Below are 25,971 nucleotides of genomic sequence, written 5' to 3'. Positions count from 1 at the left end.
CATTCGGGCGCTCCCGCCTGTGGCGGGCGCAGGTCGCAATCAATGGATCTGGAATGAGCCGCAGCGCGCCGCCCGGCTTCAGAAGCGGTTCCGCAGCCGCAACTGGAACCGCGTCTCGTCGAAATTCGACGCCTTGTCGTAGCGCAGCCCCGCCCCGATCGAGAGGCTCGGGTTCAGCGCATAATCCAGATCCGCCCTGATCCCACCCACCGCGCCGGCCTGGGACTGGCTGCGGTAATTGGCCAGGATCGCGTCATTGGTACCGGTCGAGGCGTTGGCCAGAGAAACGAGCTGGCCCTGCAGCCCCGGATCATTCGGGAAGACCGGCGCAGAATCCTCGCGCCAAGCGGCATAGCCGATGGTGGCGCCGACGCCGTAGGTCAGGTCGCCGCTGCGGCCGCGATAATCCACCGGGATGTTCAGCGCCGTGTATTGCTGCGGCGAGAAGTAGCCGCCATGCCCGAGGGTGAAGTAGCGAAGATTCCGCTCATAGGCGAGGTAGACCAGGTCCAGCCCGGTCCGCAGCTCCGCATCGCCCTGCCGCCAGACGGGGACGGAGACGCCCGCGCCGCCCTCGATCCTGGTATTGGAGGCGACACCGCTGCCGTCCAGGCTGGAATAGCCGCCGCCGACATAGCCGTAGCCATTGCCGAGCGGGAATTCGATCTGCGCCCGCCCGCCGGTCCGCAGCACCGGGCCCCAGCTTGCGCCGGTACGCGGGTCCGTGGCGCCGGACCAGGATAGCAGGCTGTCATTCATGCCGCGCCGCTCGACGGTGAAGCGCGCGCGCAGCCCCTGCGCCGTCAGCTCCGGCGCGATCTCGGCGCCGCCGATGATGTTGGAGGTCTGGAAGCCGATCGGCGTGGTACCGACATCCATCCGCAGCCAGTCACCCCGCTGATAGGCGAGACCGACCCCGACGCCGGCGGCACCGGCATCGCCCGGCGCGGGCAGCGTCCCTGCCCCGTTCAGCACGCTGGTGCCGAAGCGCTGCCGCGCCTGGCGGGAATTCTCCAGCCCGCCCGCATCGATGGTGGTAGGCTCCACAAAGGCGGTGAGCCGGCCGCCGATGACCGGCAGCGCCGCCACCCCCTCCAGCCGCGCCGAAAGCTCACTCAGCTTGTCGAGGCCGCCATCGCCGGAGCGCATGCGGCCGGAGGCGATGGCGCCGAGGCTGGGGCCGACATCGTTGCGCAGCGCGGCCAGCTCCCGCTCGATCTCTCGGGTCAGCGGGTCGGCGGGCGCGCCGGGCCGGGTCACGGCGGCGGGGCCGAAGGGATTGACCCGGCCGGCCGGCGTCGCCGGCGCCAGGCCGCGCCCACCGCCGAGTTCGGCGGCGCGTTGCCGCTGCGCGGCCTCCAGCGCCTGCCGCGCCCGGCCGCCATCGCCAGCGTCGCGGGCCACGCGGGCCTCCAGCAGCAGCATCCGCGCATCACCCGGCATGGCGCTGCGGCCTTCCGCCAGAAGCTGCGCCGCGCGCTGGCGGTCGCCGGCGGCGATCGCCGCCTCGATGGTGGCGCGCCGCGTTTCGACATTGCGCGGGTCGCGGGCCAGCAGGGTCTCCGCGATCCGCAGCGCCTCGGCGGGCTGGCGGGCGGAGATATAGAGGCGCGCGAGGGCAAGCTGCGCCTCCGCATCACTGCCGGAGGCCAAGGCCGGGCGCAGGCGCTCAAAGGCACCGGCCTGGTCGCCGGACTCGTTCAGCCGGTCCGCGGCGCGGATGGCGGCGCCGCCGCGCAGCGCCGCGAGGTCGCGCTGCGCTTCGGCGGAAACGCCGCCGGCCTCGATCTCGGCAGCCAGCGCCACCGCTTCCGCCTCCAGCCCGGCCGAGAGCAGCGCGCCGGCTATGGCGATGCGGGCGGGCACTTGGGTGCGGTTGGCGATGGCGGCTACGCGCGCGGCTTCCCCGGCGCCGGGGCGGTCGCTGGCCTCGCCGAAAGCACGGATGACGGCGGCGGCAGTGCTGCCGGTGGGGTCCGGCCGGGCGGCGATGGTCAGCAGTCGCGTGCGGCCATCCAGCGGCGAAGCGGCCATCAGCGCCACCGCCGCCGCTACGTCCCGCTGGCTGCGGATGCGGGTGGCGAGGCGGGACATGTCGGCGCTGCGACGATTGGCCGGGATGCGGGCCAGGAAGGCATCGGCATCGGCCAGCCTGCCATCCTCCTCCGCCATCAGCGCCGCGGCATAGGTCGCATCCGGCGTGGCGAGCCGGCCGGCCAGTTCCTCGACCAGCGCACGGCCCTCCGCCCCACGGCCCTGCCGGCGCAGGACGCGGGCGAGGTCGAGGCGAATCCACGGGTCGTTCGGCGCCGCCGCCACGGCATTGCGCAGCAGCGCGGCGGCCGCGGCCGGGTCGGCCATGCGCGCGGCCTCATTGCGGAAGGCGGTGGCGGCGGCGGGCGCGGGCGGCGTGCCACCGGCCACCGCGCCTGGCGCGCTGGGCTGGCTCACCGCGACCTCACCGCCCCGATTCTGCGCCCGCAGCGCCGCGTTCAGCCCGGCCTGGGCCGTGGGAAAGCCAGGGCGCCGGGCCAGGGCGGTGCGGAAGCGCGCCTCGGCCCCAGGCGCATCGCCGCGGCGCAGTGCGATCTCGCCCAGCACCGTCTCGGCGTCGGACCGGTCCTCGACATCGCGCAGGGCGGCCCGGCGGCCGATGGTATCAGCCTGGTCCAGCGCGCCACGGCGCAGCGCGGCGCGGGACGCGGCGACTTCTTCGCCATAGTAGGCCGCGTCGAGCGCGCGCTGCCACTGGCCGGCACCCGTCGGGTTGGCCGCAATGGCGCGTTCCAGCAGGTCACGCGCCTGCGGCATGTTGCCTTCCCGCAGCCGGATGATGCCGAGGCCGCCGAGGGAATCGGCATCCGTCGGATTGTCCTGCACCAGCGCCTGGAAGCGCCTTGCGCTGTCGCCCAGGGCACCGGCTTCCAGCCGCGCGAAGGCGGTCTCGCGCGCCGCCGCATCGGCGTCTGGCGCGACGGCTGCGGGCGCGCTGCGCAGGCCGGACAGGCGCTGCGCCATGGCGGCATCATCCGGGAAGCGGCGCAGGAAGGTCTCGACCTGCGGCGCGATGGCGGGGTCGTTACCGGCGAAACCGATGGCGGCGGCCCAGGCACGGCGGGCCTCGACCGAGACATCCGGCACTTCGGCCAGGGCGCGCAGACGCTCGATGCCCTGGGCGCGGGTGCCGGGATCGAAGGTCAGCGCCTGGGCATGGGCCAGGCGGGTGCGGTCATCAGCGCCGGGCTGGTCGGCTAGGCGGCCAAGGCTCCGCAACCCCTCCGCCCGCGTTGCCGGGGCGCCGGCGAGCGCCTGGTAGTATTCGGCGGCGAATTCCTCGGGCGGCGGTCGGTTGCCGAAGACGGCGCGGTAGCGCTGCACCGCGGCGGCGGCGCGGCCATCCTGGGCCAGGCGCCGGGCTTCCTCGATCCCCGTGCGGTCCAGCGTGCTGGCGCGCAGCGCGTCCTGCACAGCCGCCACCTGCGCGGTCGCGCCGCCGCGCTGCAACCGGATGAGGTAGCCATTCGCCGCATCCCGGTTGCCGCGCGCCAGTTCCAGCCGCGCCGCTACTTCCAGCGCCGCTGCGTTCTGCGGTTCGGCCGCCAGGGCGCGCTCGATCGGCGCCGCGGCCAGGTCCGGCCGGTCCTGCCCCAGCCAGCGCTCCGCCTGCCGGATCAGGATGCTCACGGCGCCGGAGGCGGGCGCTTCCTGGGCCAAGGCGGGCGCGGCCACGAGCGTGGCCAGCAGGAGGAGGGGGAGCCGCTTGCGCATCCGTCAATGATCCTTCGGGTTGCGCGCACGCAGGCGCATGCCGGAACGGCGGCGCAGCATCCAGGCGGTCGGCAGGCCGAGCAGCAGCGCCGCAGCCAGCATCAGCGCGATGACCGCGTAGGGGTCTTCATCAATCCAGAGATACGGCACCAGCCACCAGGGCGGGTCGCCAACGGAATAGCCGCGCCCGGTGCGGAAGGCGCTGATGCGGCTGCCATTCAGCACGGAAAGGTCGCCCTGCACCTGCCCTGCCGTCGCCGTATCGCGCAAGGTCGCCACCGCATTGGCCAGCGCCCGCGGCGTGGCGCCCAGCAGCGCCACGACCGACCGGCCCGATTGCAGCGGCGATTCGGTGCCAACGATGACCGCGACGCTTTCGCCGAGTTCGGAAAGGGCCGCGGCGGCGCGCTGGCGTTCCTCGCCCTCGCCCAGGAACAGCGCGCGGATGTCGGAAAGACGGTCGGAGGCGCCGAGGCTCAGGCGATCCGCCGTCACCTGCACAGGGCTGTCGCGCAGTAGCGCCGCCGCGGCCGGCTGGCGGCCGAGCGTGCCGAGCAGGATCACGTCGCGTGCGCTGGTAGCGGCAAGGCCATTGGGGAAGGCCACCTGCAACCCCGTCGCCGGCAGCCCGACCTTCAGCGCCAGCGCGCCGATCAGATCGAGGAAGGCGCCGGTCTCCACCGTGTTCGGCTGTTCCGGCAGCACCACCGCGGTGCCGGACAGATCCGCCATGCGGGTGAAGGGAAAGCCGGAGGAGGCGAAGAAGCCCAGCGAGGGCAGCCGCGCATGCCGCCAGGCGCTACTGATGTCGATGGTCGAGGTCGGCTCGATCGCGGCGCGGATTTCGCCCGGCACCGCCACGCAATCGCCGCGCGCCATCGGGCGCATGTCGAAGCGCATCTGCAGCTCGTCCTGGCCCGCCAGCAGGTAGGTCGGCACCAGCACGCGGCCGCGGCGCACCGCCGGGTCGTCCAGCAGCGTGCCGACCAACCAGGGCTGCGCGAATGCCGGCAGCCACCAGCGATCCCCGGTGCCGAGCGGCAGGGACTTCAGAAAGGCGCCGGATACGGCGATGTCGAGGCGGGAGGCCGCGACATCCAGCGCCTGCCCCGTCGGCGCCCGGAAGGCGATATCCACCGGGATGCCGCGCCCGGCCCAGGTCAGCAGGTCGGGCGCGGTGCGCAGTGGCACGCTGATGGTGCCGGGGCTGTAGCCATAGGCCTGGAGGTCGGTGCGATCGGTGCGCTGGCCGAATTCCTCGGGCCTGTCGGCGGCAACCCAGCGCGGCGCATCATAGGGCCGGCGCGGCGCGAGCGTCGGCGGGGTCGAGATCACCACCATCTCGCCACCGAAGCTGTTGCCGCCCGCCGCCATGGCGGTCGCGGCCTGCACCAGTTCACCCTCCGACCGTCCGGCGATGACCAGCAGCGTGCCGAAGGGGTCGGTCGGGTTCGGCACCAGCGCGAGCGTCGGCCCGGTGATGCGTGGCAAGGGCAGGTTCGGGATGGCGTCGGCGCTGGCCGCCAGCACCAGCGCGTTGCCGGTCGGCGGCAATTGGCGGGAGACGGGGAAGCGCGCGCCGCGGTAATCCGCCTCCACCGCGAAGTAGGAGGTGGCGATCGCCGCCGCACGCAGCGCCGCCGTGCCGGATTCGGACGCCATGACCACCGGCAGGTTCAGCGCCTGCCGCAGGTTCCGGCGGTCGAACAGCGGCTCCGGCAGCCTTGCCAGGTCGCGCTGCGGCGCCAGGCGCTCAATCGTCAGCGACAGCGTTGAGAGGTCGGAGACATTGGCCGAGAGCAGGCCGGAGAGCGGGTCGTTGCACTCGGTGCTGTAGCGCGCGCTGAAGCGAAAGTTCAGCCGGTTCAGCTCGGCGAAGGCCAGCGGGTCCAGGTCGAAGCCGACCGGGCCAAAGGCGCCGCGCGCCGGGTCCAGCGGCAGGTTGCCGACGAACTGCTCGTTCAGCGTGACCGCGATCTGCGACAGGGAGGGGATGAGCTGGGCCGAAGACCCGCCCTGCACCACCAGCCGCGCGGCGGTGACCACCTCGTCGCGGGAGAAGCCGAACAGCACGCCCTGCAGATCCGCCGTGCCGCGGAACTGCATGGGGCCGCTGAGGCCCAACTCCCGCAGCGTGAAGCGCAACTCCCGCACCGCATTCGACGCCAGCGGCGCGGCGGCCAGCGGGATTGCGGACGGGGTTGCGGATGGGGTTGCGCGCGGGGCTGCCAGGGGCATTGGCGTAAACGGCACCGGTGCCGGCTCGGCCAAGGCGCCAGGGTCCAGCAGCGGGCGCAGCGTCTGCGCCAGCGCCGCGCCGGGCAGGCCAAGCGCCAGCGACAGCAGCAGCGCCGAAACCAGTTCCGGCACCTTCTTCTGCGCCGGCGCGGCTTCGCCCGGGCGACGCGGACGCAGCATGTCCGATTTGCGTTCCTGCACCGCCGCCACCAGTTCCGCGGGCTTGCGGACCGGCGGCTTGCGGATGCGGAAGCGGTAGCGCACGAAGACCGCATCGCGGGTGGCCGCGACCACGTCGCGCAGCGCGCGCATCGGGCGATCGACCGGCCAATTGTCCCAGGCGATCCACGCATCCGGCCGGCCGAAGAACACCCGCACCAGCGCCATCTCATCCCGCACATCGGTCAGCACGAAGCGGACCATCGCCTCGTCATCCTCCCAGCGCAGCAATTGCGCCGGCACTTCCAGCACTTCTCCGCCGACATGGAACGCGATGCGGATCTCGGCTTCGTCGGCCAGGCCGAGCGGCCGGTCCAGCAGCAGCCGCGCACCGGACAGCGACAGGTCCGAGGTCGTGGCCGGCATCCGCCGCCCGTCGGACAGCACGATCTCGGAAGGGATATCCGCCTGGATGCGGGCGCGGGCGCGCATCTGCTCACGCTCCACACCCACGGCGACGGCGGCGGAAACCGGCACCAGGCATAGCACCGCCCACAGCGTGTTCAGCGCATAGGCCTGGAATTCGAGCGACCCGACGGCAGTGGTGGACAGCCCGTAGATGCCGATGGAAACCCCGATCAGCAGCAGGCCGAGGATGATCATCGTCGGCAGCACCGCCTGCACGTCGAGATAGCCTTCCTCCACCATGCCGCCCTTGTCGGTCACGTTGAACTTGCCCTTCAGCGGGTCCCAGAGCGTGGCCAGCGTCACGCGAATCAGCGGTCCGGCCAATGTCGCCTCATAGATTTCGGACCAGAAGGAATGGCGGTTGCGGCCGTTCAGCCGCGCCGCGGTGCCAAAGGCATGGATCATATGGCTGCCCGCATAGGCGATGATCGCCAGCGGCGAGGCGGCGATGATGTTCTGGCCGAGAAACAGGAAGGCCAGTGGCGCCGTCAGGAAGACGATGCGCGGCAGCGCGAACAGGAAGGAGAATCCGGCCGTGGTGTAGCAAAGGCGCTGCGCCACCGTCAGTTCCCGCGCCATCGGCGTGTTTTCCTGCCGCAGGATCTGGATCATCCCGCGCGCCCAGCGCATGCGCTGGCCCATATGGATCGACAGGCGTTCGGTGGCGAGGCCGGCAGCGAGCGGCAGGCGGAGATAGGCGGTGTGCCAGCCCTTTTTCTGCATCAGGAAGGAACAGTGGCAATCCTCCGTCACCGTCTGGTGCGGAACCCCGCCCACCTCCTCTAGCGCCGTGCGGCGGATCAGCGCGCAGGAGCCGCAGAAGAAGGCGGCGTTCCACAGATCATTGCCGGGCTGGATGGCGCCGTAGAACAGCAGGCCCTCATTCGGCACCGGGCGGCGACGCGCCAGGTTCCGCTCGAACGGATCGGCCGAATAGAAAAAGTGCGGTGTCTGCACCAGCGCGATGCGGCTGTCGCGCACCATCCAGCCGGCGGTGAGCTGGAGGAAGGCGCGGGTCGGCGCGTGGTCGCAGTCGAAGATCGCGATGTATTCGCCATCCGTGTGCTTCAGCGCGTGATTGATGTTGCCTGCCTTGGCGCCCTTGTTGTCGGGACGGATGATGTAGCCGCAGCCCACTTCCTCGGCGAATTTGCGAAACTCGGTCCGCCGCCCGTCATCCAGGATGTAGACATTCATGCGGTCCCGCGGCCAGTCGATGTTCATCGCCGCCAGCACCGTCGGCCGGACGATGTCCAGATCCTCGTTGTAGGAGGGCACGTAGATATCGACGGTGGGCCAGGTTGCCGGGTCGGCCGGCAGCGGCACCGGCTTGCGGTCCAGCGGCCAGGTCAACTGGATGTAGGACAGGAACAGCAGCGTCGCCGCATAGGCCTCCGCCAGGATCAGGCCGATGGACAGGGTGCCGCCGAGGACGGTCTCAAATTCCAGCGTCTGCGTCACCCGCCAGAACAGATAGCGGGAGGTGATGGCGACCGACAGCATCACCAGCACCACGGTGATGCGGCGGGACCGGAAGCGGTTCAGGATGATGAAGGCGGCGGCCCCCGCCAGGGTCAGCACGCCCTGTGCCTCCCCCGGCAGCGGCACCGTCACGACGATGAGCAGTGCCAGCAGGCCGAGGCCGATCAACAGCCCGCGCAGCAGCCGGCCGGCGAGCGGCAATCGGCCTTCCGTCGCGGCGCGGATCAACGCCGGTGGCCCCAGGATGCCAGCGCGGAAAAGGTGGGCCGCGGCTTGTCACGATCCTTCGGCACAGCCAACGCCAACAGGCCCTCGATGCGCTCGGCCAGCAGGGCCAGATCCTCGGACCCCGGCCCGGTGCCCTCCACCGGCAGGCGCCGATCGGCCAGCGCCTCCGCCACCGCAGGGTCGCGCGCCACGGCGCTGACCGGGCGGTCGCCCATGGTCTGCTGCGCGAATTCCAGCACGGCATCGGAGAGCGGGGCGGCGAGTTCGACCTGGTTCAGCACCAGCATCGCCTTCTGCGCCGAACGCGCCGCCAGGGTGCCGCGACCCAGGAAGCGCCCCGTGGCGATGGAGGGGATGAAGGAGGCGGAACCCGAATCCGCCAGCAGCACCACGCAGATCACATCCGCCATCGGCAGCACGGCGGACAGCGCCGGGGTCGGCCCCGGTGGTGCATCCACCACTACAACGCGCTGCGGCGCCGACAGCATGTCCCGCACCTGGCTGGCCAGCACCTCCGGCTGTTCCAGCAGCAGCCGCGTCAGGTCGAGCGCCGCCTTGGGCTCGGTATTGCCATGCGGCAACAGGGAAACCGCGGCCCGCGTCGGGCGCACGCAGTCGCGCCAGGACACACCCTCCGCCAGCCGTGCGAGGAAGCCGCCCTCCTCATGGATCGGCACGCCGAGGTGCAGGCGCAGCGCGTTCTGCGGATCGAGATCGAGACCCACAACCTCATGCCCCTGGGCTGCCAGCACGGCGGCGACATTGGCGGCGAGCGTGGTCTTCCCGACGCCGCCCTTGGGCGAAACAAAAGCAACGAGCGGCATGGCGAATGGGGTACTCTGGCTGGATGGTTGGGCTAGGGCGTGGACGTAGGTGGCGCGCGCCGGTCGGCGTGCCGCGGCGGCACCGGCAGCAATTCGTCGAGCAGCGCGAAGCGCCGGGCTGGCCCGGCTTCGGCAATGGGCGCCGGAGCGCCCCCCGTGGGCGCCCTTATGGCGCCGACCGCGGTTTCCAGCCGGTCTCGCACCCTTTTCGCCGGCGATTGGTAGCCGACATGAATGGGCGCCTCGAACCCCTCCGGCGGGGGCAGCGCGAGCGGGCCGCGCGGCCGGTTGGCCCGCTGGAGGCCTGGCGCGACGGGACCGGCCGGGTGCGATGGCGGCTTTTCGATCAAACTGTAAAGGCTTGCCAGCAGCGTGCGGGCACGAGCCGCGGCCGGCGCCTCGGCTGCGGCACGCGGCTTCGCCGCACCAGCCTCGGACAGGCCGGCCAGGGTGACGTTGGCTTCCATTACGGCAGCTTCGGTCACGCCGATTGCGACAGGTACCGGTGTGGCGACGACAAGAAGGCGCGCAACTTCGGTAGGTGGCGATGGCTCGGCCGGAGCAGCGGAGGCCATAATCTCGGTAGCCGGCCAGGTACGGTAGCTGAACTGGGCGAGACCGCAGGAAGCGATTAGCCGTTCGACGTGGCTTTCCATGCCCCCCCACTTCCTGTTGAAGCAACAGGAGCACGTGAATGCATCAGGATTCGCCGATAAGTCAACAAAATTTGGCTGTCGCACATCTGTCCGGGAGGAAAAGGTAAGGGAAGAATCGGGTGATGGTTCGATTCGTTTACGATGACTTCGCAGAACGGGCAGCATTTCCAGAGTTTGAGACGCTTTTTTGTTTCGGCGCTTCCGCCGTTGTACCGAAGACCGACTTGCGCTGAATTTTCGTCAAGCGACTCGCAGCCAACCGGCCCCTGCACTTCGGCCGAAGGCTAACCCACCCCCGAAATCAGCGCGAGATCGGCGGAGGAGCGCAGATCCCCGTTTCCAGGCGCCATTGCGACCGCAATCGCCAAGAAATTCCCCAAGGCAAACGTAAGGAAGTGTCGTTTGCGTTCCAGTCTAACAAATTTTTTCATGACGCAGCGGGCTTTTCAGTAAAACATGCTCCCCGGCGCATTTTCGTGGTAATGAAGTAGCATGGAACTCAACTTTTCTGACTTCGATATCCTTCCGCAACTTGAGTCCATGACTTATTCGGAAATGGATCTGCTTCCATTTGGCGTCGTCGTCATGGACTCAGGAGGACATGTGCTGGCCTATAATCAGGCCGAAGCCGCCTTGTCCGGCCTCACGGCGGCGCGCGTCATCGGCCGCCATTTTTTCACCTCCGTCGCGCCCTGCACCAACAACTACCTGGTCGCGCACCCCTTCGAGGCCGAAGCGGAGCTGGATCGCACCATCGACTACGTCTTCACGCTTCGCATGGCGCCGGCACAGGTTCAGTTGCGGATGCTGAAGCATCCGGATGCCTCGCGCATGTATCTGCTGGTTCAGCGGCGTAACGCGCATGCAGCTTGAAACCCAGCCCGACGCGCTGGAGGCGCTGACGGAGTTCCTCTACGTCGTGCCGGTCGGCCTGATGCAGTTCCGCATGGACGGGACCGTGCAGATCGCCAATCCGCTTGCCGCCCAGCTGCTGATGCCCCTGGCGCCAGGGGGGGACCTGACGGATGCCTATTCCGCGCTGTCGCCGCTGGTGCCGGAACTCGGGCGCCTGGTGCGCGAATTCACCGCACCGGCTGGCATCATCCTGGACCATCATCGCTGCGAAGTGACGCTCGGCACCCGGTCTTCCGTGCTGTCCGTCACCGTTCACCGCATGCACGGCCGCACCAACCTGATCGTGCTGGACGACGTGACCGCACTCGTCGCCCAGGAGCGCCAGATCTACGCAGACCGGCAGCGCTTCCGCGCCATTTTCGACAATGTGCGTGACTACGCCATCTTCACGGTGGATCCGAAGGGGCGCGTCGACGAGTGGAACCAGTCGCTGCAGCGCTTCGGCGGATGGCTGCCGGAGGATGTCACGCTGCGCCCGCTCGACACGTTCTTCACCCAGGAAGAACGCGACGCCGGCAAGATGGAGACGATGCTGGCCCAGGCGCGCAGTAGAGGTTCGGTGGAAACCGAAGGCTGGCGCCTGCGCCGCGATGGAAGCCTTCTTTGGGCCAATACCGTGCTGACGGCCCTGCCGGATGTGGCCGGTGACGTGCGCGGCTTCGTCGCCGTCTCCCGCGACATGACCGAACGGAAGCGGATGGAGGACGAGCTTCGCCGCCTGGCCACGACGGATCCCTTGACCGGCGCGCTCAACCGCCGCTCGGGCCAGGCCTTGTTGACCGACGCCTTCCGTCTGCCGCAGCGCGACGATCGGCAGCCTGGCGTGCTGATGCTCGACGTCGATCACTTCAAGCCTATCAACGACCGGCACGGCCATGAGGCCGGCGATGCGGCACTCTGTGCCCTCGTCAACATCTGCCAGGCGGTGCTGGGCCAACGCGGGGCGGTTGCCCGGTGGGGTGGTGAGGAGTTCCTGATCATCCTGTCCTCGACGCGGGAGGATGAGGCCCTTTCGGTCGCGGAGGCATTGCGCGCTGCCATCGAGACAGCGGCCATCGCCATTCCGGCCGGCAGGATCACCATGACAGCCAGTCTTGGCCTGGCCATCGGCAGCGGGAGTCCGGATGCCTTGATCCAGATCGCCGATGCCGCCCTCTATGCCGCCAAACGTCGCGGACGGAACCGCGTCGAGATCGGCGCGCCAGCCCGCGCCGCCAAGGCGAGGAACGTTGCGCCAGTGCCGGCATCCGCCAATCCTGGCACATCCACGCCCTGACCCCGGCTGCGACCAGTGCCGCCGGTGCTCAACCGGGCGTCAGCCCGGCGCGCCGTAGGTCAGATGCCGGATTTGGCTGATGAACGGCGCCTCCATGCCGTCCGGCGCCAGCAGCACCGTCTCCACATGATCCTCATGCAGGTGGTACAGCAGCGCGCCGGTCCGTCTTTCGCCAGGCAGGCCCGGCTGGCCCTCGGCCTCCACCACGAAGGATAGCGGCGGCGCCCAGGCATAGGCGACCTGGCCGCGCTGCATCTGGTGGTGAACATGCAGGTGGCCGGAGGCGACCAGCCGCAGGCCGGGATGGTCCAGCAGCGGCGCCAGCGCGGCGCGGCCATGCGGCGGCACCGACCAGTAGTCGAAGGTCGGATCCTCCCGCTCCGTCACGAAGACCGGCTTGTGCAGGAACAGCGCGATGCGGCGCGTCCCGGCACCCGCCGCGGCCTCGGCGATGAACTCGGCCTGCGCGGCTTCCTCCGCATGGCCGGTGCCCATCACTTCGGTGTTCAGCCCGACCACGCGCCAGCCCGGCAGGTCCACCAGACCCCTGCCCTGCCCCAGGTGGGTCTGGAAGCGATCGAGGCGGGCGCTGTCGAAGGGCTGCTTCGGCATGGTGTGCGGATGGCTGCCGACATCATGATTGCCCGGCAGCGCCAGCAAGGGTGCGGGAAACGCCCGGTGCAACGCGGCGGCCAGCGCCAGATCCTCGTCGCGGTCGGCACCGTCGAGCGAGACATCGCCGCTGGCCACCACCAGATCGAGTGGCGTGGCCTCCACCGCGGCACGGATGCGCGCCAGATTGCCACGGAAAAGGTCGTTGCGCGGCGAGAGATGCGCGTCGGAGAGTTGCAGGATCGTCGGCATTGCCTCAGCTCCGCCGCGGCAGCATGCGGCGCACTTCGCTGGCCATGTCAGCGAGCACCACTTCCGGCGTTGCGCGCTGTTCGGCGATGCGGGCCAGGTTGTTCACCATGGTCTGCGTCACGCGCACGCTATTGGTGCCGGGAAAGGCGTACCACGGCACGGAGATCGGCAATTGCCGCACGGCCGCCAGGAACAGCGGATTCTCCCGGTAGAAGGCGCTGAGCCAGCGGGGGTCGTCGATCGAAAGCTGATTCATCGGCACATAGCCGGTGTTGATCACCATCAGCGCCTGGCCTTCCGCGTTGGTGGAGAAACGCAGGAACTTCCAGGCCGCCTCCGCCTTCGCCGCGTCGCGCGCCGTGATCATGCCGGCGGCGCCGCCGGTGGGCAGCCGGCCATTTTCACGGTCGATCACCGGCATCGCGGTGGTCCGCAGCGCAAAACTGTTGCCGGTGCCGTTGATGATGTTCCGCAGCGTCGCCGTGGAGCGGAACACCATGCCGAGCTTGCCGGCGACGAAGGCCTGCTGGCTGGAGGCGGCGTTGAAGTTGGGCATGCCGCCTTCCTTCACCATCCGGTCCAGCAGGCGCAGCGCCGCGAGACCCTGCGGCCCGTCGAAGGCGATGTCGCGCTCATCCTTCGTCAGCATGCGGCCGCCATGGCCGAACAGCAGGGCGGAGAACATCCAGTCATCGCCAACCCAATTGTAGTACAGCCCCTCGACGCCATCACCCAGCGCACGAATGGCGCGGGAGGCGGCGATGACGCCGTCCCAATCGGTCGGGAAGGCATCCGGGTTCAGCCCGGCGCGGCGGAACAGGTCGGCATTGTAGTAGGTGATGGGGTTGGAGGCGGCATAGGGCATGCCGGCCTGGATGCCACCGAACTGGCCGAGGGCCAGGATCGTCGGCGTATAGCCGGCGGCCACCAGATTACCCTCCTGCGCCAGATGGGGCGCGAGGTCCTTGGCGATGCCGCGCTCGGCGAAGATGCGAAGGCGGTTGAAGCCCTGGTAGGACAGGTCCGGGAGCTGGTTGGTCGCCGCCTGGCGCAGCAGAAGTTGCGCGCCCTCCTCGTAGTTCGGCGTGGTCACGACATTGACGCGGATACGCGGCTCCAGCTCCGCGAAGCGGGCGATGATGGCGTCGTAGGACGCCTTGAAGATCGCCGGCTGGGCGTAGTGGATGGTGATCTCGACCGGCTGCTGCGCGCGCGCGCGCGACGACAGGGCAAGCGATGGCAGGGCAAGGGCGGTGGGCAGCATCAGCGCCGTGCGGCGGGAAAGGGCGGTCATGGACAGTCTCCGAATGCGGAAGGGCATCAGCTGCGGCGCGGCAGCAGGCGGCGCACGTCACGTGCCATGTCCGCCAGGGCCACTTCCGGCGTGGCGCGACGCTCGATGACGCGGGAGGTATTGTTGTTGATGGCCTCCGTGATGCGCACGCCATTCGCGCCCGGGAAGGCGAACCAAGGCGCCATGCGCGGCATCTGCGCCACGGCGGCGCCGAAGCGCGGATTGGCGCGGTAGAAATCGGCGAGCCAGCGCGGATCATCGATCGCAAGCTGGTTGCAGGGCACGTAGCCGCTGTTCATCGCCATCAGCGCCTGGCCCTGGGCGGAGGCGGTGAAGCGCAGAAACTTCCAAGCCGCCTCCCGCTTCGCCGGGTCGCGTGCCGTGATCATGCCGGCGGAACCGCCGGTCGCGAGGGTGCCGCCCTCCACGCCCGCGACCACCGGCAGCGGATAGGTGCGGAAGTCGAAATTCGATCCAACGCTGTTGATCGTGTTCCGCACCACAGCAGTGGTCCAGTAGAACGCCCCGAGCCGGCCGGCGGCGAAGGCCTGCGAGGCGGTGTTGGCGTTGAGCGCGGGCATTGCCGTCTCCGCCACCATCCGCTCATGCAGCTTCAGCGTGGCGAGGCCCTCCGCGCCTTCGAAGGCGATGTCGCTTTCATCCGGCGTCATCATCGCGCCGGCGTGGCTCAGAACCAGGGTCTGGAACATCCACTCGCTCCAGGCGAACCACATGCCGTCCGGCCCGCCGCTGCGCGCCTTGACCGCGGCCGCAAGGCGCAGATGCCCGTCCCAATCCTGCGGCAGATTGTCCGGATCGAAGCCTGCGCTGCGAACCAGATCGGCGTTGATGAAGCTGATCGCGGTGGAGGCGGCATAGGCCAGCCCGGCCTGGTAATTGTTGTGCCGGCCGAGGCTGAGAAGCCCCGGCGTGAAGCCCTGGGCGGCGGGGTCGCCATCACGCGCGATCAACGGCCCGAGGTCCTGCGCAATGCCGCGTTCCGCGAAGACGCGCAGCAGGTTCAGCCCCTGGTAGGACAGGTCCGGCAACTGGTTGGTCGCCGCCTGGCGCAGCAGAAGCTGGGCGCCGTCCTGGTAGTTCGGGGTGTTGACGTAGTTGATGCGGATGCCGGGTTCGATGCGCGCGAAGGCCTCGGTGATGGCATCGTAGGATGGCTTGAAGATAAAGGGCTGCGCGTAATGCACGGTAATGTCCACCGCGCCCTGGGCGCGCGGAATGGCAGGCGCGGCGAGCGCGAATGGCAGGGCGAGCGCCGTGCGGCGGGTGATGCGCGTCATGGTCGGGAACTCCTTAAGCGGGCGCGTCAGCCCTTGAGGCCAGTGGTCGCGATGCCTTCCACGAAGCGCCGCTGCGCGACGAGGAAGGCGAGGACGAGCGGGGTGGTCATGATGACGGAGGCGGCCATGAGCGCGCCGAAATCATCGCCCGCCTCCTCCGTCCGGAAGTAGAGAACGCCGAGCGCCGGCGTCGCGCGATCGGGCCCGCTGACCACGATCAGCGGCCAGAACAGGTCGTTCCAATGCGCGACGACGGAGAAGATGGCGAAGGCGGTTGCGGCCGGCAGCGCATTTGGCATGATCACGCGCCACACCACCGAAAGCTCGCCCATGCCATCCAGCCGCGCGGCATGGATCAGCTCATCCGGCAGCGCCTTGAAGAACTGGCGGAACAGGAAGATGCCGAAGACGGAGATGATGGAGGGCAGGATCAGCGCGGCATAGGTGTTCAGCATGCCGAGCGCGCTGAAGCCGACATACAGCGGCAGCGCCGGCACATGATAGGGCACCAGCAGCCCGAGCATCACGGCGCCGAAAACCCAGTCCCGCGCAGGGAAGTTCAGCTTTGCCAGAGCGTAGCCCGCGGGCACGGCGAACAGCAACTGGAAGAACAGGATGCCGCCACACACGACGGCGCCGTTCCACAGATACTGCCCGACCGGCACCTCCGCCAGCACCTTGGCGTAGTTCGCCAGCGTGCCACCACCTTCGGGAATGAGGTTCAGGGAGGCGCGGAAAATCTCATCCAGCGGCTTGAGCGAGGCCGAGACCATCCAGATGTAGGGCATCAGGAACAGCAGCCCGAGCGCGCCGAGCACGATCCAGCGCACCACTTCCAGGCTGCGTGCGCGCGGCTCAACCATAATGGACTCTCCGGTCGAGAATACGCGTCTGCAGCAGCATCAGCGCCAGCACGATGAGCAGGAACACCAGCGTGATCGCGGCGGAGTAGCCGAGGCGGAAGAAGGTGAAGCCCTCGGTGTACATGGTGTAGAGCAGCACCTCCGACGCGCGGTTCGGCCCGCCCTGGGTCAGCACCGCCACGCTGTCGAAGGTCCGCACCGCGCGGATCATGGTGATGGTCACCACGAACAGCATGGTCGGGCCGAGCAGCGGCCAGGTCACCAGCCGGAAGCGTTCCCAGGCCGAGGCCGCGCCATCCACCTCCGCCGCCTGGTGCAATTCGCGCGGGATCGCGGTGAGACCCGCCAGGAACAGCACCAGGTTGAAGCCGATCGCCTCCCAGATCCCGATCACGGCGAGCGAGATCAGCACGGTGTCCGATGAGGTGAGCCAAGCGGGGCCGTTCACCCCAACCTCGCGCAATATCGCGTTCAGCGGGCCGATGGTCGGGTGCAGCAGGTACTGCCAGGCGGTCGCCATCGCCACAGGCAGCGACACCACTGGCAGGAAGAAGACGGCGCGGTACAGCGCCTTGCCGCGCGTCAGCGCCTCGATTATCAGCGCTAGCGCTAGCGCCCCGCCGATGGAAGCCGGCACCACGATGGCGGTATAGACCAGCGTGTTCCGCAGCGATTGGCGAAAGCCTCGATCCTCCAGCAACTCCTCGAAATTGCCGAGCCCGATCCAGGCGATGTCCGGCGCGCCGAGTTCGTAATCGGTGAAGGCCAGGACGATGGCGGCCAGCGTTGGCAGCAGCAGCAGCAGCAGGAAGGCGATGGCCGCCGGCAGGGTCAGCATCAGCCCGGCCAGCGCCTCCCCCACCGGCCGGCGGCGCGGCATGGCGCCGATGGCGAGGGCGTCAGACAAGGGCCTTCTCCGCCATGGCGGCGACGCGCGCGATGCGCTGGCCGGCGGCGTCGAACAGCAGCGCGCGCGCTGGATCGAAGCCGATATGCACCGGCGTCCCGGGCCGCGGGCGCGGCGCTTCCGGCGCCAGCCGCAGGATCACCGGGCTGTTGGTCGGTGCGTGCAAACCATGCAGCAGCAGGCTCTCGCCGAGGAATTCCGCGCCGGCCGTCTCCATTGGGATGCCGGTCTCGGCCAGGCGGCAATCCTCAGGCCGCACCGCGAAGGTCAACGCGCCCGGCTGCGCCCGCAGCCCGATCGGCAGGCCGCCAACCCGCACCAAGCCATCTGCACCTGCCTCCGCCGGCAGGGTGTTGATGCGGGGGCTGCCGATAAAAGTGGCGACGCGCAGATCCACCGGATTGGCGTAGATATCCTCCGGCGTGCCCAGTTGCAGGATGCGCCCGGCCTGCATCACGGCGACGCGGTCGGCCATGGTCAGCGCCTCGGCCTGGTCATGCGTGACATACAGCGTGGCAGCGCCGCTCTGGCGGTGGATGTCGACGATCTCGCGCCTGGTCTGCACCCGCAACGCCGCATCGAGGTTCGACAGCGGCTCATCCATCAGGAAGGCCGCCGGGCTGCGGACGATGGTGCGGGCGAGTGCCACGCGCTGGCGCTGGCCGCCGGAAAGCTGCCCCGGACGCCGGTCCAGCAAGGCGCCGAGGCCGAGCGCCTCCGCCGCCTTCGTCACATCCGCGGCGATCCCGCGCCGCACCTCCGCCGCGCCGGGCCAGATACCGCCCAGCAGCGGCAGGCGCTGCGCGGTGGAGAGCCGCCGCATGGCCAGCGGAACGGCAATGTTCTGCCGCGCGGTCAGATGCGGATAGAGCGCGTAGGATTGGAACACCATCGCGACGTTGCGTTCCGCCGCGCGCAGCCGGGTCACGTCGCGCCCGTTGATGACGATGCGGCCCGCATCGGCACCCTCGATCCCGGCCACGATTCGCATCAGCGTGGTCTTGCCGCAGCCGGAGGGGCCGACGAGGGCGACGAATTCACCGGCGGCAACCTGCAACGACACGCCATCCAGCGCCGTCACAGTGCCGAAACGCCGCCTGACACCCTCGATGCTGATACCCGCCAATGACCAAACTCCCCCGCTTGCGGCGGCGGTATCGCAGGGTTTCGTGACGTCCCGATGAGAGCGGTGTTGCAGAATGACTAGATAACCGCACCGCACGACTGGCCCTGTGCGAAGCCCACACCATATCCCGCCGCATGAGCCAGACACTGCGCAGCCCCACGCCGATGGATTTCGCGCGCCCCCTCAAGGCCGCAATCGCCGGCCGCGTCGTCGCCCTGTTCAACGACCGCAGTCGCGGCGAGGCGCCGGTCCCGCGCCGCCCGGATGGCCTGTTCGGTCCCCATTCCGTTGCCTGGCGCGTGCATGGCGATGTCGCCGCCATGATGGTGGGCGGCATCTCCTCGCTGTTGTTGCAGATGCTGCACCCGGCGGTGCTGGCCGGCGTCTGGGATCATTCGAATTTCAGAACCGACATGCAGGGCCGCCTGCGCCGCACGGCGCGCTTCATCGCCCTGACCACCTATGGCGGGCGGGAGGAGGCGGAGGCGGTGATCCGCCGCGTCCGCTACATCCATGACCGGGTAGGTGGCACCCTGCCCGGCGGCACGCCCTATGCCGCCAATGATCCGGCGCTGCTCGCCTGGGTGCATGTGACGGAGGCGACAAGCTTCCTGAACGCTTGGCGCCGCTATGTGGAGCCGCGGATGCCGCCGGCCGACCAGGACCGCTACTTCGCGGAGATGGCACAGGTCGCCCGCGCGCTGGGCGCCGCCCCGGTGCCGACGGACCGCGCCGGGGCGTGGCGCCTGATGGAGAGCTACCGGCCGCGGCTGCGTGTGGACCAACGCACGCGGGAGGTTCGGTCCCTGGTGCTGAAGACGGCCACCGCGGACCTGCTGGCAGCCCAGGTGCAGGCCCTGGGCAACCAGGCCGCCATCGACCTGCTGCCCGAATGGGCCAGGCGCCTGCACGGGCTGCCCAACCCGCTGCTCGTCCGGCCCTTCGTGCGCGCGGGCACGCTCGGTGTGGCGCAGACGCTGCGCTGGGCGTTCCGCTGAGGCGGGCCACGCCAACGCAGCTTTCGGGCAAGTGGTGCCTCCGGCACTTGCCTGTGGACACGAGGCCAGTACGCCGCAATAGGCATAGGGTCCAAGCCTCCAGGAACGCCGGATGGCCCGCCCACGCATCGCCTTCGTGACCATCGGCCAGTCCCCGCGCGAGGACATGGCGCCGGAGGTGCTCGCCCTGGCCGGTGCCGCGCCAGGCGAGATCGATCTGTGCGAATACGGCGCGCTGGACGGGCTGGATGAGGCCGGCATAGCCGCCGGCGCACCGCGGGAGAGGGAGCCGGTGCTGTTCACGCGTCTGGTGGATGGGCGGCGCGTGCGGCTCGGCGCCGGCTTCCTGGCGCGCCGGCTGGCCCCCCTGCTGCACCGGCTGGATACGGAGGATCATGACCTCATCGTGCTGGCCAGTACCAGCCTGTTCCAGCCCTACCGCCTGCGCACGCCCTTCGTGCACGCCCAGCAGGTGGTGGATGCCTGGATCGGCGCGCTGGTGATGGGCGAGGCGCGGATCGGCGTGATCCATTCCCTGGCCGAGCAACACCGCGGATCTGCCCATGGCGCCCTGATCCAGAGCGCCCGCGCCGTGGCGCGGGAGGATGACATCGCCGACTTCGACGAGGCGGCACAGCGGCTGGAGGCTGCGAACCTGATCCTCATGCACTCCGTCGGCTATACGGAGGCGATGGCCGAACAGCTTGCGGCGCGCACCGGCAAGCCCGTGGTGACGGCGCGGCGCATACTGGCTGGCGCGATGCGGCTGCATCTGGTGGCGCGCGCCGCCCGTCCGCCGCCGGGGCCGGAGGCCGAGCCGCTGCACGCGCTGATCGACCGCCTGCCAGGCCAGACCGAGAGCCTGACGCCGCGGGAACGCGATGTGCTGATGGCGCTGCTGCAGGGCGAGGGCAACAAGGAAATCGGCCGCCGCCTTGGCATCAGCCACCGCACCGTGGAAATCCATCGCGGCCGGGTCATGACCAAGCTGAATGCGGGGTCCGCCATCGAGCTGTTCCGCCGGCTGATGATCGTCCGCGATCCCTGAGGCTGCCCGGATTTCGGCTGCCCTGCCCGCTTTGGGGGCGCAATGGACCGCCGGGGTAAGGAGCCGCCCTTATTCAGCCCGGGCGCTGCAATCTGCAAGGCTGTTCCGTGACAACCCGGCCGCCCCCCGCGTGCCGCGACAGGGACAGGTGCTGGCCAGATGGCAGATTTGGCGGACCGCTACCGGATCGGCTTCGACATCGGCGGCACTTTCACCGACTTCATCCTGCTGGATCGCAGCACGGCCACCATCCGCCTGCACAAATGCCTGACCACGCCGCAGGACCCCTCCGAAGGCGCGTTGGCGGGACTTGCGGCGCTGGTGGTCGAGGCGGGCCTCGCGCTGTCCGACATCGCGGAGATCGTGCACGGCACAACGCTGATCACCAATGCGCTGATCGAGCGCAAGGGCGCCGCGCTCGGCATGATCACCACCGCGGGCTTCCGCGACGTGATCGAGATGGGCACGGAGCAGCGCTACGACATCTATGATCTGTTCCTGCAATACCCGGACCCGCTGGTGCCGCGCCGACACCGGCTGGAGGTGCCGGAGCGGCTGGACCGTGACGGCAAGGTGGTGACACCGCTGGATCTGCCCGCCGTGCAGCAGGCGGCGCGGCAACTGGTGGCGGCGGGGGCGGAGGCAATCGCCATCTGCTTCCTGCACGCCTACCGCAACCCGATGCATGAGAAGGCGGCCGCCGCCGCGATCCGCGCGGAATTCCCGGACCTCGCGCTGTCGCTGTCCAGCGCGGTCGTGGCGGAGTTGTGGGAGTATCAGCGCTTCGTCACCACCTGCGCCAACGCCTATGTCCAGCCGCTGATGGACCGCTATCTGGCGCGGCTGGAGCGCGAATTGTGGGGCCGCGGGTTCCGGGGTGCGCTGCGGCTGATGCAATCCGCCGGCGGTCTGGTCGGGCCGGAGGCGGCACGCAGCTTTCCGATCCGCCTGCTGGAGTCCGGCCCGGCCGGTGGCGGGCTGGCTACCGCCTTCTTCGGCGGCCTGGTCGGCAAGACGGATGTGATCTCCTTCGACATGGGCGGCACCACCGCCAAAGCCTGCATGATCGCGGATGGCGCCTGCGAAGTGGCGCCGATGATGGAAGTGGCGCGGCTGCACCGCTTCAAGAAGGGCTCCGGCCTGCCCATCAAGGCGCCCGTCATCGACATGATCGAGATCGGCGCCGGCGGTGGCTCCATCGCCAGCATCGATGAGGTCGGGCTGCTGAAGGTCGGGCCGTACTCCGCGGGCGCGGACCCCGGCCCGGCCTGCTACGGCCGCGGCGGCACGCAGGCGACGGTGACCGATGCCAATCTGATGCTCGGCTATTACGATCCGGGCTTCTTCCTTGGCGGCCGCATGGCGCTGGACAAGCCGGCGGCGGAACGCGCGCTGGCTGCGGTGGGCGCGCAGCTGGGCCTTTCGGCGGTGCAGACCGCCTGGGGCATTCATCGCACGGTGACGGAAAGCATGGCGGCCGCCGCGCGCATCCATATCGTGGAGAAGGGCAAGGACCCGCGCCGCTACGCCATGGTCGGCTTCGGCGGCGCCGGACCCGCCCATGCGGTGGAGGTCGCACGCATCCTGGGTGTGGAGGAGGTGCTGATCCCGCCGGCCTCCGGCGCCGCCTCCGCGCTCGGCTTCCTCGCGGCACCATTGTCCTTTGAAAGTGTGCGTTCGCTGCCGGTGGCGCTGGACGATCCGGCGGCGCCGGCCGCGATGCAGCAGGTGCTGTCGGAACTCGCGGCAGAAACGGCGGCGATGCTGACCTCGGCCGGAATGTCGCTGGCCGATATCACCATCGAGCGCAGCGCCGATATGCGGCTCGCTGGCCAGATCCATGAGATCAACGTGCCGCTGCCGGACGGCACGATCACGGCCGAAAGCCTGCCCGCGGTGATGGCGTCCTTCCGCCGCGTCTACTCCGCACGCTTCACCTCGGTCTATGAGGGTGTGACGGCGGAGGCCGTGTCCTTCCGCGTCCGCGCCGCCGGCCCGGCCCCGGCGCTGACCGTGGCGCAGGCCGATGTGCCAGAGGGGGGCGTGGCGTTGAAGGGCCGCCGCATGGCCTGGTTTGGCGACCGCTTCCACGACACGCCGGTCTATGACCGCTACGCGCTGGACGCCGCGGGCACCATCCACGGCCCCGCCATCATCGAGGAACGCGAGGCCACCACCATCCTCGGCCCGCGCGACAGCGTCACGGTCGGCGCCGCCGGCACGCTGCGCATCCGCGTCGGCGTCGCCGCCCCTATCGCCGCGCGCATCACGCCCGCCACGCCGATGGCCGAGGCCTGCGCGCTGATCGAGGCGGACCCCGTCTCGCTCGAGATTATGTGGAGCCGGCTGGTGACGATCGTGGAGGAGATGTGGCACGCCATCTGCCGCACCGCCTTCAGCCTGATTGTCTCGGAGGCGCAGGATTTCGCCTGCGACATCCTGGATGCGGATGGCGAATCGCTGGCGCATTCGCCGCGCGCCATGCCGGTGTTCAACCTGACCCTGCCGCGTGCCGTGAAGGCGATGCTGAAGAAGTATCCGGCGGAAACGCTGCGCCCGGGCGATGTGCTGATCACCAACGATCCCTGGCTCTGCGCCGGCCACCTGTACGACATTGCCATCGTCACGCCGGTCTTCATGGAGGGGCGGCTGGTCGCGCTGATGGGCACGGTGGGCCATGTCGGCGATATCGGTGGCATCAAGGACGGGCTGAAGGCGACGGAGATCTTCGACGAGGGCCTGCAGATCCCGCCCGCCAAGCTGTATCGAGCCGGCGAGGCGAACGACACGCTGTTCGACATGATCGGCGAGAATGTCCGCAAGCCGGAGGAAGTGCTGGGCGATTTGCATTCCTTCATCGCGGCGAACGCCCAGGGCGGTGAGCGTCTGCTCGGCTTCATGCGCGACTATGGCATGCAGGATCTGCGGGCACTGGCCGCCGTGGTGCAGGGCCGCGCGGAGCGGGCAATGCGCGATGCGATCCGCGCGCTGCCGGATGGCGTGTACCACTCCACCGTCAGCAACGCCGCGCTCGGCCGCACGCTGCACTACCCGCTGAAGCTGACGGTGGCGGGCGATGCGATCGAGCTGGATTTCGAAGGCGTGCCGGAGCAATTGCCGCTCGGCGGGCTGAATTGCACCTACAGCTATACGACCGCGCACGGCTCCTACCCGCTGAAATGCATCCTCAGCCCGCAGGTGCGCAGCAATGCCGGCTGCTACCGGCCGATCACGGTGAAGGCGCCGGAAGGCTCCGTGCTGAACTGCACGCGCCCCGCCGCGGTGGCGCTGCGTACGCGCACCGGCTGGTACCTGGCGCCGAACATCTTCCGGGCGCTTTCCGAGGCGGCGCGGGACCGGGTTCAGGCGCATACGGGCCTGCCGGTTTCGGTGAAGGTGCATGGGCTTGATGCGAAGGGCCGGCTCTATGCCGACCACTTCTTCATGGGCGGCGGCCAGGGGGCGAGTGCCGCGCATGATGGCAAGTCGGCGCTGCTGTGGCCGACCTCGGCCGCGAACACCTCGATCGAATTGTTCGAGACGCGGTCGCCGGTCCTGGTGGTGGAGAAATCCCTCGTCGCCGATTCCGGTGGCGTCGGCCAGCATCGCGGCGGCCTCGGCACGCGCACGCGCATGCGGAAGCTGCATGATGACGGGCTGCCGACCCAGGCTTCCGTCGCCGCGGAAGGTGTGGGCGTGGATTCACCCGGCCTGTTCGGCGGCCTGCAAGGTGGTGCGGCGCGCGGCGCGGTGCTGGACCGCGACGGCAATCTGATCCGGGATTGCGGCACCGGCGAATTGGTGACGCTGACCGATACCAGCCGGATGATCGAGGTGCGCCTGTGTGGCGGATCCGGCTTCGGCGACCCCGAGTCGCGCAGTGCCGCCCTCGTGGAACGAGACTTGCTTGAAGGCTATGTCAGCACGGCGGCGGCAAAGGCCGCGGCCCAGGCTGCGGACTAGGAGACGACGCATGAATCGCCGCGAACTCCTCCTCGGTGCAGGTGGCCTGGTCGCCGCCTCCTCGCTCAGCCCCGCCTATGGGTTCGAACGCGAGGGCAATCGCCGAATTCTGGTCTTTTCCGGCAACCAGCCGGTGCCGATCCTGGACCCGCATCAGCGCTACGATTGGTCAACGCGGATGATGCAGCGCTGCCTGTATGATCCGCTTGTGCGCTATGAAGGCTCACCCGCGCGCATCATCCCCTGGCTCGCCGAGAGCTGGGAGACCAGCGCGGATGGCCTGACCTGGACCTTCCGCCTGGTCGGCAACGCCAAGTTCAACAATGGCGATGCGCTGGATGCGGAAGCGGTGCGCTTTTCGTTCCAGCGCGGGCTGCGGCTGAACAAGGGCATCTCCTGGATGCTGTCGCGCCACCTGAAGCCGGAGAACATCGTGGCGGTGGATGCGCGTACCGTGCGCTTCACGCTGGAACGCGCCTATCCCGACTTCATCTCCTTCCTGCCTTTGTGGTTCGTGGTGAATCCGAAGCAGGTGACGGCGAATGTGGAAGGCGGCGATGACGGCCAGAAATGGCTGACCACCAATGCCGCCGGCTCCGGCCCCTTCCGCATCCGCCGCTGGGATGGCCAGACGGTGATGGTGCTGGAAGCGGTGCCGGAATACTGGAAGGGCTGGCCGATGGAGGATGCCGACCGCCCCGCCGGCGTGATCTATCGCGTCATGCGCGAATCCGCACCCCGCAAGGCAGCGCTGCAACGCGGCGAGGTGGATATCGCCGCCGGGCTGACGCCGGATGACCTCGAGCAGCTTGCCCGCATGCCCAACATGGTGGTGACGAACGACACGGGCGCCGCGCCCTTCGCCATCATGATGAACACGCAGAAGGGCCCGACCGCGGACATCAACCTGCGCAAGGCCATCGCCTATGCCTTCGACTATGAGTCGCTGATCGCCATCCACAAGGGCGACGCCAAGCTGATGGACGGCCCCTTCCCCTTCGTCACCGAGGGCCGCATCACGCTGGACATGCCACGCCGCGACCTGGACCGCGCGAAGCAGTACATGGCGCGCACGGCCACGCCGAATGGCGGGATCGAGCTGGAATACCTTCAGGTGGCGGGGCATGAGGTGCAGCGCCAGATCGGCCTGGTGCTGCTGAACGCCCTGCAACCGCTCGGTATCCGTGTGAACATCGTGGGCCAGCCCTGGCCGACACTGATCGGCCGCGGCGCCAACCCCGAGACGGCGGCGGCCATGACGGCGGTGTATGTCACGCCCGTCACCACCTCCCCGGACACGGTCGCCTCGCAATACGCGTCCACCGCCGCCGGCCAGTTCTGGGGCATCCACCATCTGCGCGATGCGGAGATCGACAGCATGGTGGCGGAGGCGGCGGTGGAGCTTGATGCGGCGAAGCGCACCGACCTATACGCTCGCATCCAGCGCCGCGTGCTGGAATTGCAGCCGGTGGTGTTCTGCATGACGGCGAACCAGCGCTGGGCCATGCGGAGCTATGTGCGCGGCTTCCGGCACCAGGCGCTGAACCTGACCGGCGAGGTCGATCTGTTCCCGCTTTTCGCCGCACGCGGATGAGC

Annotated in this window: 16 protein-coding genes; 6 read left to right on the top strand and 10 right to left on the bottom strand. The window is 69.4% G+C overall.

Features of this window, described 5'->3' with window-relative positions:
- Nucleotides 1-78: 78 nt before the first annotated feature.
- Genes ACFHNC_RS03385 through ACFHNC_RS03370 form a run of 4 tightly spaced genes read right to left on the bottom strand, consistent with a single transcriptional unit; the run spans nucleotide 79 to nucleotide 9,823 of the window.
- Nucleotides 79-3,768, bottom strand: a complete 3,690-nt coding sequence (locus tag ACFHNC_RS03385) for a cellulose synthase subunit BcsC-related outer membrane protein (RefSeq protein WP_437167803.1) — start codon at nucleotides 3,766-3,768, stop codon at nucleotides 79-81.
- 3 nt (nucleotides 3,769-3,771) lie between these two features.
- Nucleotides 3,772-8,316, bottom strand: a complete 4,545-nt coding sequence (bcsA, locus tag ACFHNC_RS03380) for a UDP-forming cellulose synthase catalytic subunit (protein WP_437167802.1) — start codon at nucleotides 8,314-8,316, stop codon at nucleotides 3,772-3,774.
- 23 nt (nucleotides 8,317-8,339) lie between these two features.
- A complete protein-coding gene (locus ACFHNC_RS03375) occupies nucleotides 8,340-9,167 on the bottom strand; it encodes a cellulose synthase operon protein YhjQ/BcsQ (protein ID WP_437167801.1) in 828 nt (275 codons plus the stop codon).
- A gap of 32 nt (nucleotides 9,168-9,199) precedes the next feature.
- Entirely contained in the window at nucleotides 9,200-9,823 is a 624-nt protein-coding gene (locus tag ACFHNC_RS03370) for a hypothetical protein (protein ID WP_437167800.1), read from the bottom strand.
- Nucleotides 9,824-10,315: 492 nt separating this feature from the next.
- On the opposite strand from ACFHNC_RS03370, the gene ACFHNC_RS03365 reads away from it, so the two are divergent.
- Both ACFHNC_RS03365 and ACFHNC_RS03360 read left to right on the top strand, forming a co-directional pair.
- A complete protein-coding gene (locus ACFHNC_RS03365; protein ID WP_437167799.1) occupies nucleotides 10,316-10,696 on the top strand; it encodes a PAS domain-containing protein in 381 nt (126 codons plus the stop codon).
- A complete protein-coding gene (locus ACFHNC_RS03360; RefSeq protein WP_437167798.1) occupies nucleotides 10,686-12,014 on the top strand; it encodes a diguanylate cyclase in 1,329 nt (442 codons plus the stop codon). The genes ACFHNC_RS03365 and ACFHNC_RS03360 overlap by 11 nt, the downstream gene beginning before the upstream one ends.
- A 39-nt stretch (nucleotides 12,015-12,053) precedes the next feature.
- Here ACFHNC_RS03360 and ACFHNC_RS03355 read toward each other — a convergent pair whose 3' ends face one another.
- Genes ACFHNC_RS03355 through ACFHNC_RS03330 form a run of 6 tightly spaced genes read right to left on the bottom strand, consistent with a single transcriptional unit; the run spans nucleotide 12,054 to nucleotide 18,366 of the window.
- The gene (locus tag ACFHNC_RS03355; RefSeq protein WP_437167797.1) at nucleotides 12,054-12,878 is read right to left on the bottom strand and encodes a metallophosphoesterase family protein; all 825 of its coding nucleotides are present in this window, start codon (nucleotides 12,876-12,878) and stop codon (nucleotides 12,054-12,056) included.
- Nucleotides 12,879-12,882: 4 nt separating this feature from the next.
- A complete protein-coding gene (locus ACFHNC_RS03350; protein ID WP_437167796.1) occupies nucleotides 12,883-14,172 on the bottom strand; it encodes an ABC transporter substrate-binding protein in 1,290 nt (429 codons plus the stop codon).
- Between the two features lie 26 nt (nucleotides 14,173-14,198).
- On the bottom strand, nucleotides 14,199-15,470 hold the full coding sequence (locus ACFHNC_RS03345; protein ID WP_437167795.1) for an extracellular solute-binding protein: 1,272 nt from the start codon (nucleotides 15,468-15,470) through the stop codon (nucleotides 14,199-14,201).
- A 26-nt stretch (nucleotides 15,471-15,496) separates the two neighbouring features.
- Nucleotides 15,497-16,333 (bottom strand): carbohydrate ABC transporter permease, encoded by an 837-nt coding sequence (locus tag ACFHNC_RS03340; protein ID WP_437167794.1) that lies wholly within the window; start codon nucleotides 16,331-16,333, stop codon nucleotides 15,497-15,499.
- On the bottom strand, nucleotides 16,326-17,240 hold the full coding sequence (locus tag ACFHNC_RS03335) for a carbohydrate ABC transporter permease (RefSeq protein ID WP_437167793.1): 915 nt from the start codon (nucleotides 17,238-17,240) through the stop codon (nucleotides 16,326-16,328). The genes ACFHNC_RS03340 and ACFHNC_RS03335 overlap by 8 nt, the downstream gene beginning before the upstream one ends.
- Complete coding sequence (locus ACFHNC_RS03330; protein ID WP_437167792.1) at nucleotides 17,233-18,366, bottom strand: ABC transporter ATP-binding protein; 1,134 nt, start codon at nucleotides 18,364-18,366, stop codon at nucleotides 17,233-17,235. The genes ACFHNC_RS03335 and ACFHNC_RS03330 overlap by 8 nt, the downstream gene beginning before the upstream one ends.
- 134 nt (nucleotides 18,367-18,500) lie before the next feature.
- Between ACFHNC_RS03330 and ACFHNC_RS03325 the strand changes: the two genes are divergently transcribed.
- The 4 genes from ACFHNC_RS03325 to ACFHNC_RS03310 all read left to right on the top strand — a co-directional run bounded on the left by ACFHNC_RS03325 (nucleotide 18,501) and on the right by ACFHNC_RS03310 (nucleotide 25,969).
- Nucleotides 18,501-19,364 carry an oxygenase MpaB family protein gene (locus ACFHNC_RS03325; RefSeq protein ID WP_437167791.1) on the top strand — a complete coding sequence of 288 codons (864 nt, stop codon included), beginning with the start codon at nucleotides 18,501-18,503 and terminating at the stop codon, nucleotides 19,362-19,364.
- A 112-nt stretch (nucleotides 19,365-19,476) separates the two neighbouring features.
- Nucleotides 19,477-20,412: an AroM family protein gene (locus ACFHNC_RS03320; protein WP_437167790.1), complete on the top strand. Its 936-nt coding sequence runs from the start codon at nucleotides 19,477-19,479 to the stop codon at nucleotides 20,410-20,412.
- Between the two features lie 159 nt (nucleotides 20,413-20,571).
- Nucleotides 20,572-24,375, top strand: a complete 3,804-nt coding sequence (locus ACFHNC_RS03315; protein WP_437167789.1) for a hydantoinase B/oxoprolinase family protein — start codon at nucleotides 20,572-20,574, stop codon at nucleotides 24,373-24,375.
- A gap of 10 nt (nucleotides 24,376-24,385) precedes the next feature.
- Nucleotides 24,386-25,969 (top strand): ABC transporter substrate-binding protein, encoded by a 1,584-nt coding sequence (locus tag ACFHNC_RS03310; RefSeq protein ID WP_437167788.1) that lies wholly within the window; start codon nucleotides 24,386-24,388, stop codon nucleotides 25,967-25,969.
- Nucleotides 25,970-25,971 lie beyond the last annotated feature (2 nt).

The sequence above is a fragment of the Falsiroseomonas sp. E2-1-a4 genome, from assembly GCF_051433165.1.
GTDB lineage: Bacteria > Pseudomonadota > Alphaproteobacteria > Acetobacterales > Acetobacteraceae > Falsiroseomonas.
The sequence above is the reverse complement of the archived record's forward strand: the minus strand, read 5'-3'. Positions and strand labels throughout refer to the sequence as shown.

Coding starts and splice junctions, on each gene's coding strand:
- ACFHNC_RS03385 (WP_437167803.1), bottom strand. CDS start 3,768: ATGCGCAAGCGGCTCCCCCTCCTCCTGCTGGCCACGCTCGTGGCCGCG.
- ACFHNC_RS03375 (WP_437167801.1), bottom strand. CDS start 9,167: ATGCCGCTCGTTGCTTTTGTTTCGCCCAAGGGCGGCGTCGGGAAGACC.
- ACFHNC_RS03370 (WP_437167800.1), bottom strand. CDS start 9,823: ATGGAAAGCCACGTCGAACGGCTAATCGCTTCCTGCGGTCTCGCCCAG.
- ACFHNC_RS03365 (WP_437167799.1), top strand. CDS start 10,316: ATGGAACTCAACTTTTCTGACTTCGATATCCTTCCGCAACTTGAGTCC.
- ACFHNC_RS03360 (WP_437167798.1), top strand. CDS start 10,686: ATGCAGCTTGAAACCCAGCCCGACGCGCTGGAGGCGCTGACGGAGTTC.
- ACFHNC_RS03355 (WP_437167797.1), bottom strand. CDS start 12,878: ATGCCGACGATCCTGCAACTCTCCGACGCGCATCTCTCGCCGCGCAAC.
- ACFHNC_RS03350 (WP_437167796.1), bottom strand. CDS start 14,172: ATGACCGCCCTTTCCCGCCGCACGGCGCTGATGCTGCCCACCGCCCTT.
- ACFHNC_RS03345 (WP_437167795.1), bottom strand. CDS start 15,470: ATGACGCGCATCACCCGCCGCACGGCGCTCGCCCTGCCATTCGCGCTC.
- ACFHNC_RS03340 (WP_437167794.1), bottom strand. CDS start 16,333: ATGGTTGAGCCGCGCGCACGCAGCCTGGAAGTGGTGCGCTGGATCGTG.
- ACFHNC_RS03325 (WP_437167791.1), top strand. CDS start 18,501: ATGAGCCAGACACTGCGCAGCCCCACGCCGATGGATTTCGCGCGCCCC.
- ACFHNC_RS03320 (WP_437167790.1), top strand. CDS start 19,477: ATGGCCCGCCCACGCATCGCCTTCGTGACCATCGGCCAGTCCCCGCGC.
- ACFHNC_RS03315 (WP_437167789.1), top strand. CDS start 20,572: ATGGCAGATTTGGCGGACCGCTACCGGATCGGCTTCGACATCGGCGGC.
- ACFHNC_RS03310 (WP_437167788.1), top strand. CDS start 24,386: ATGAATCGCCGCGAACTCCTCCTCGGTGCAGGTGGCCTGGTCGCCGCC.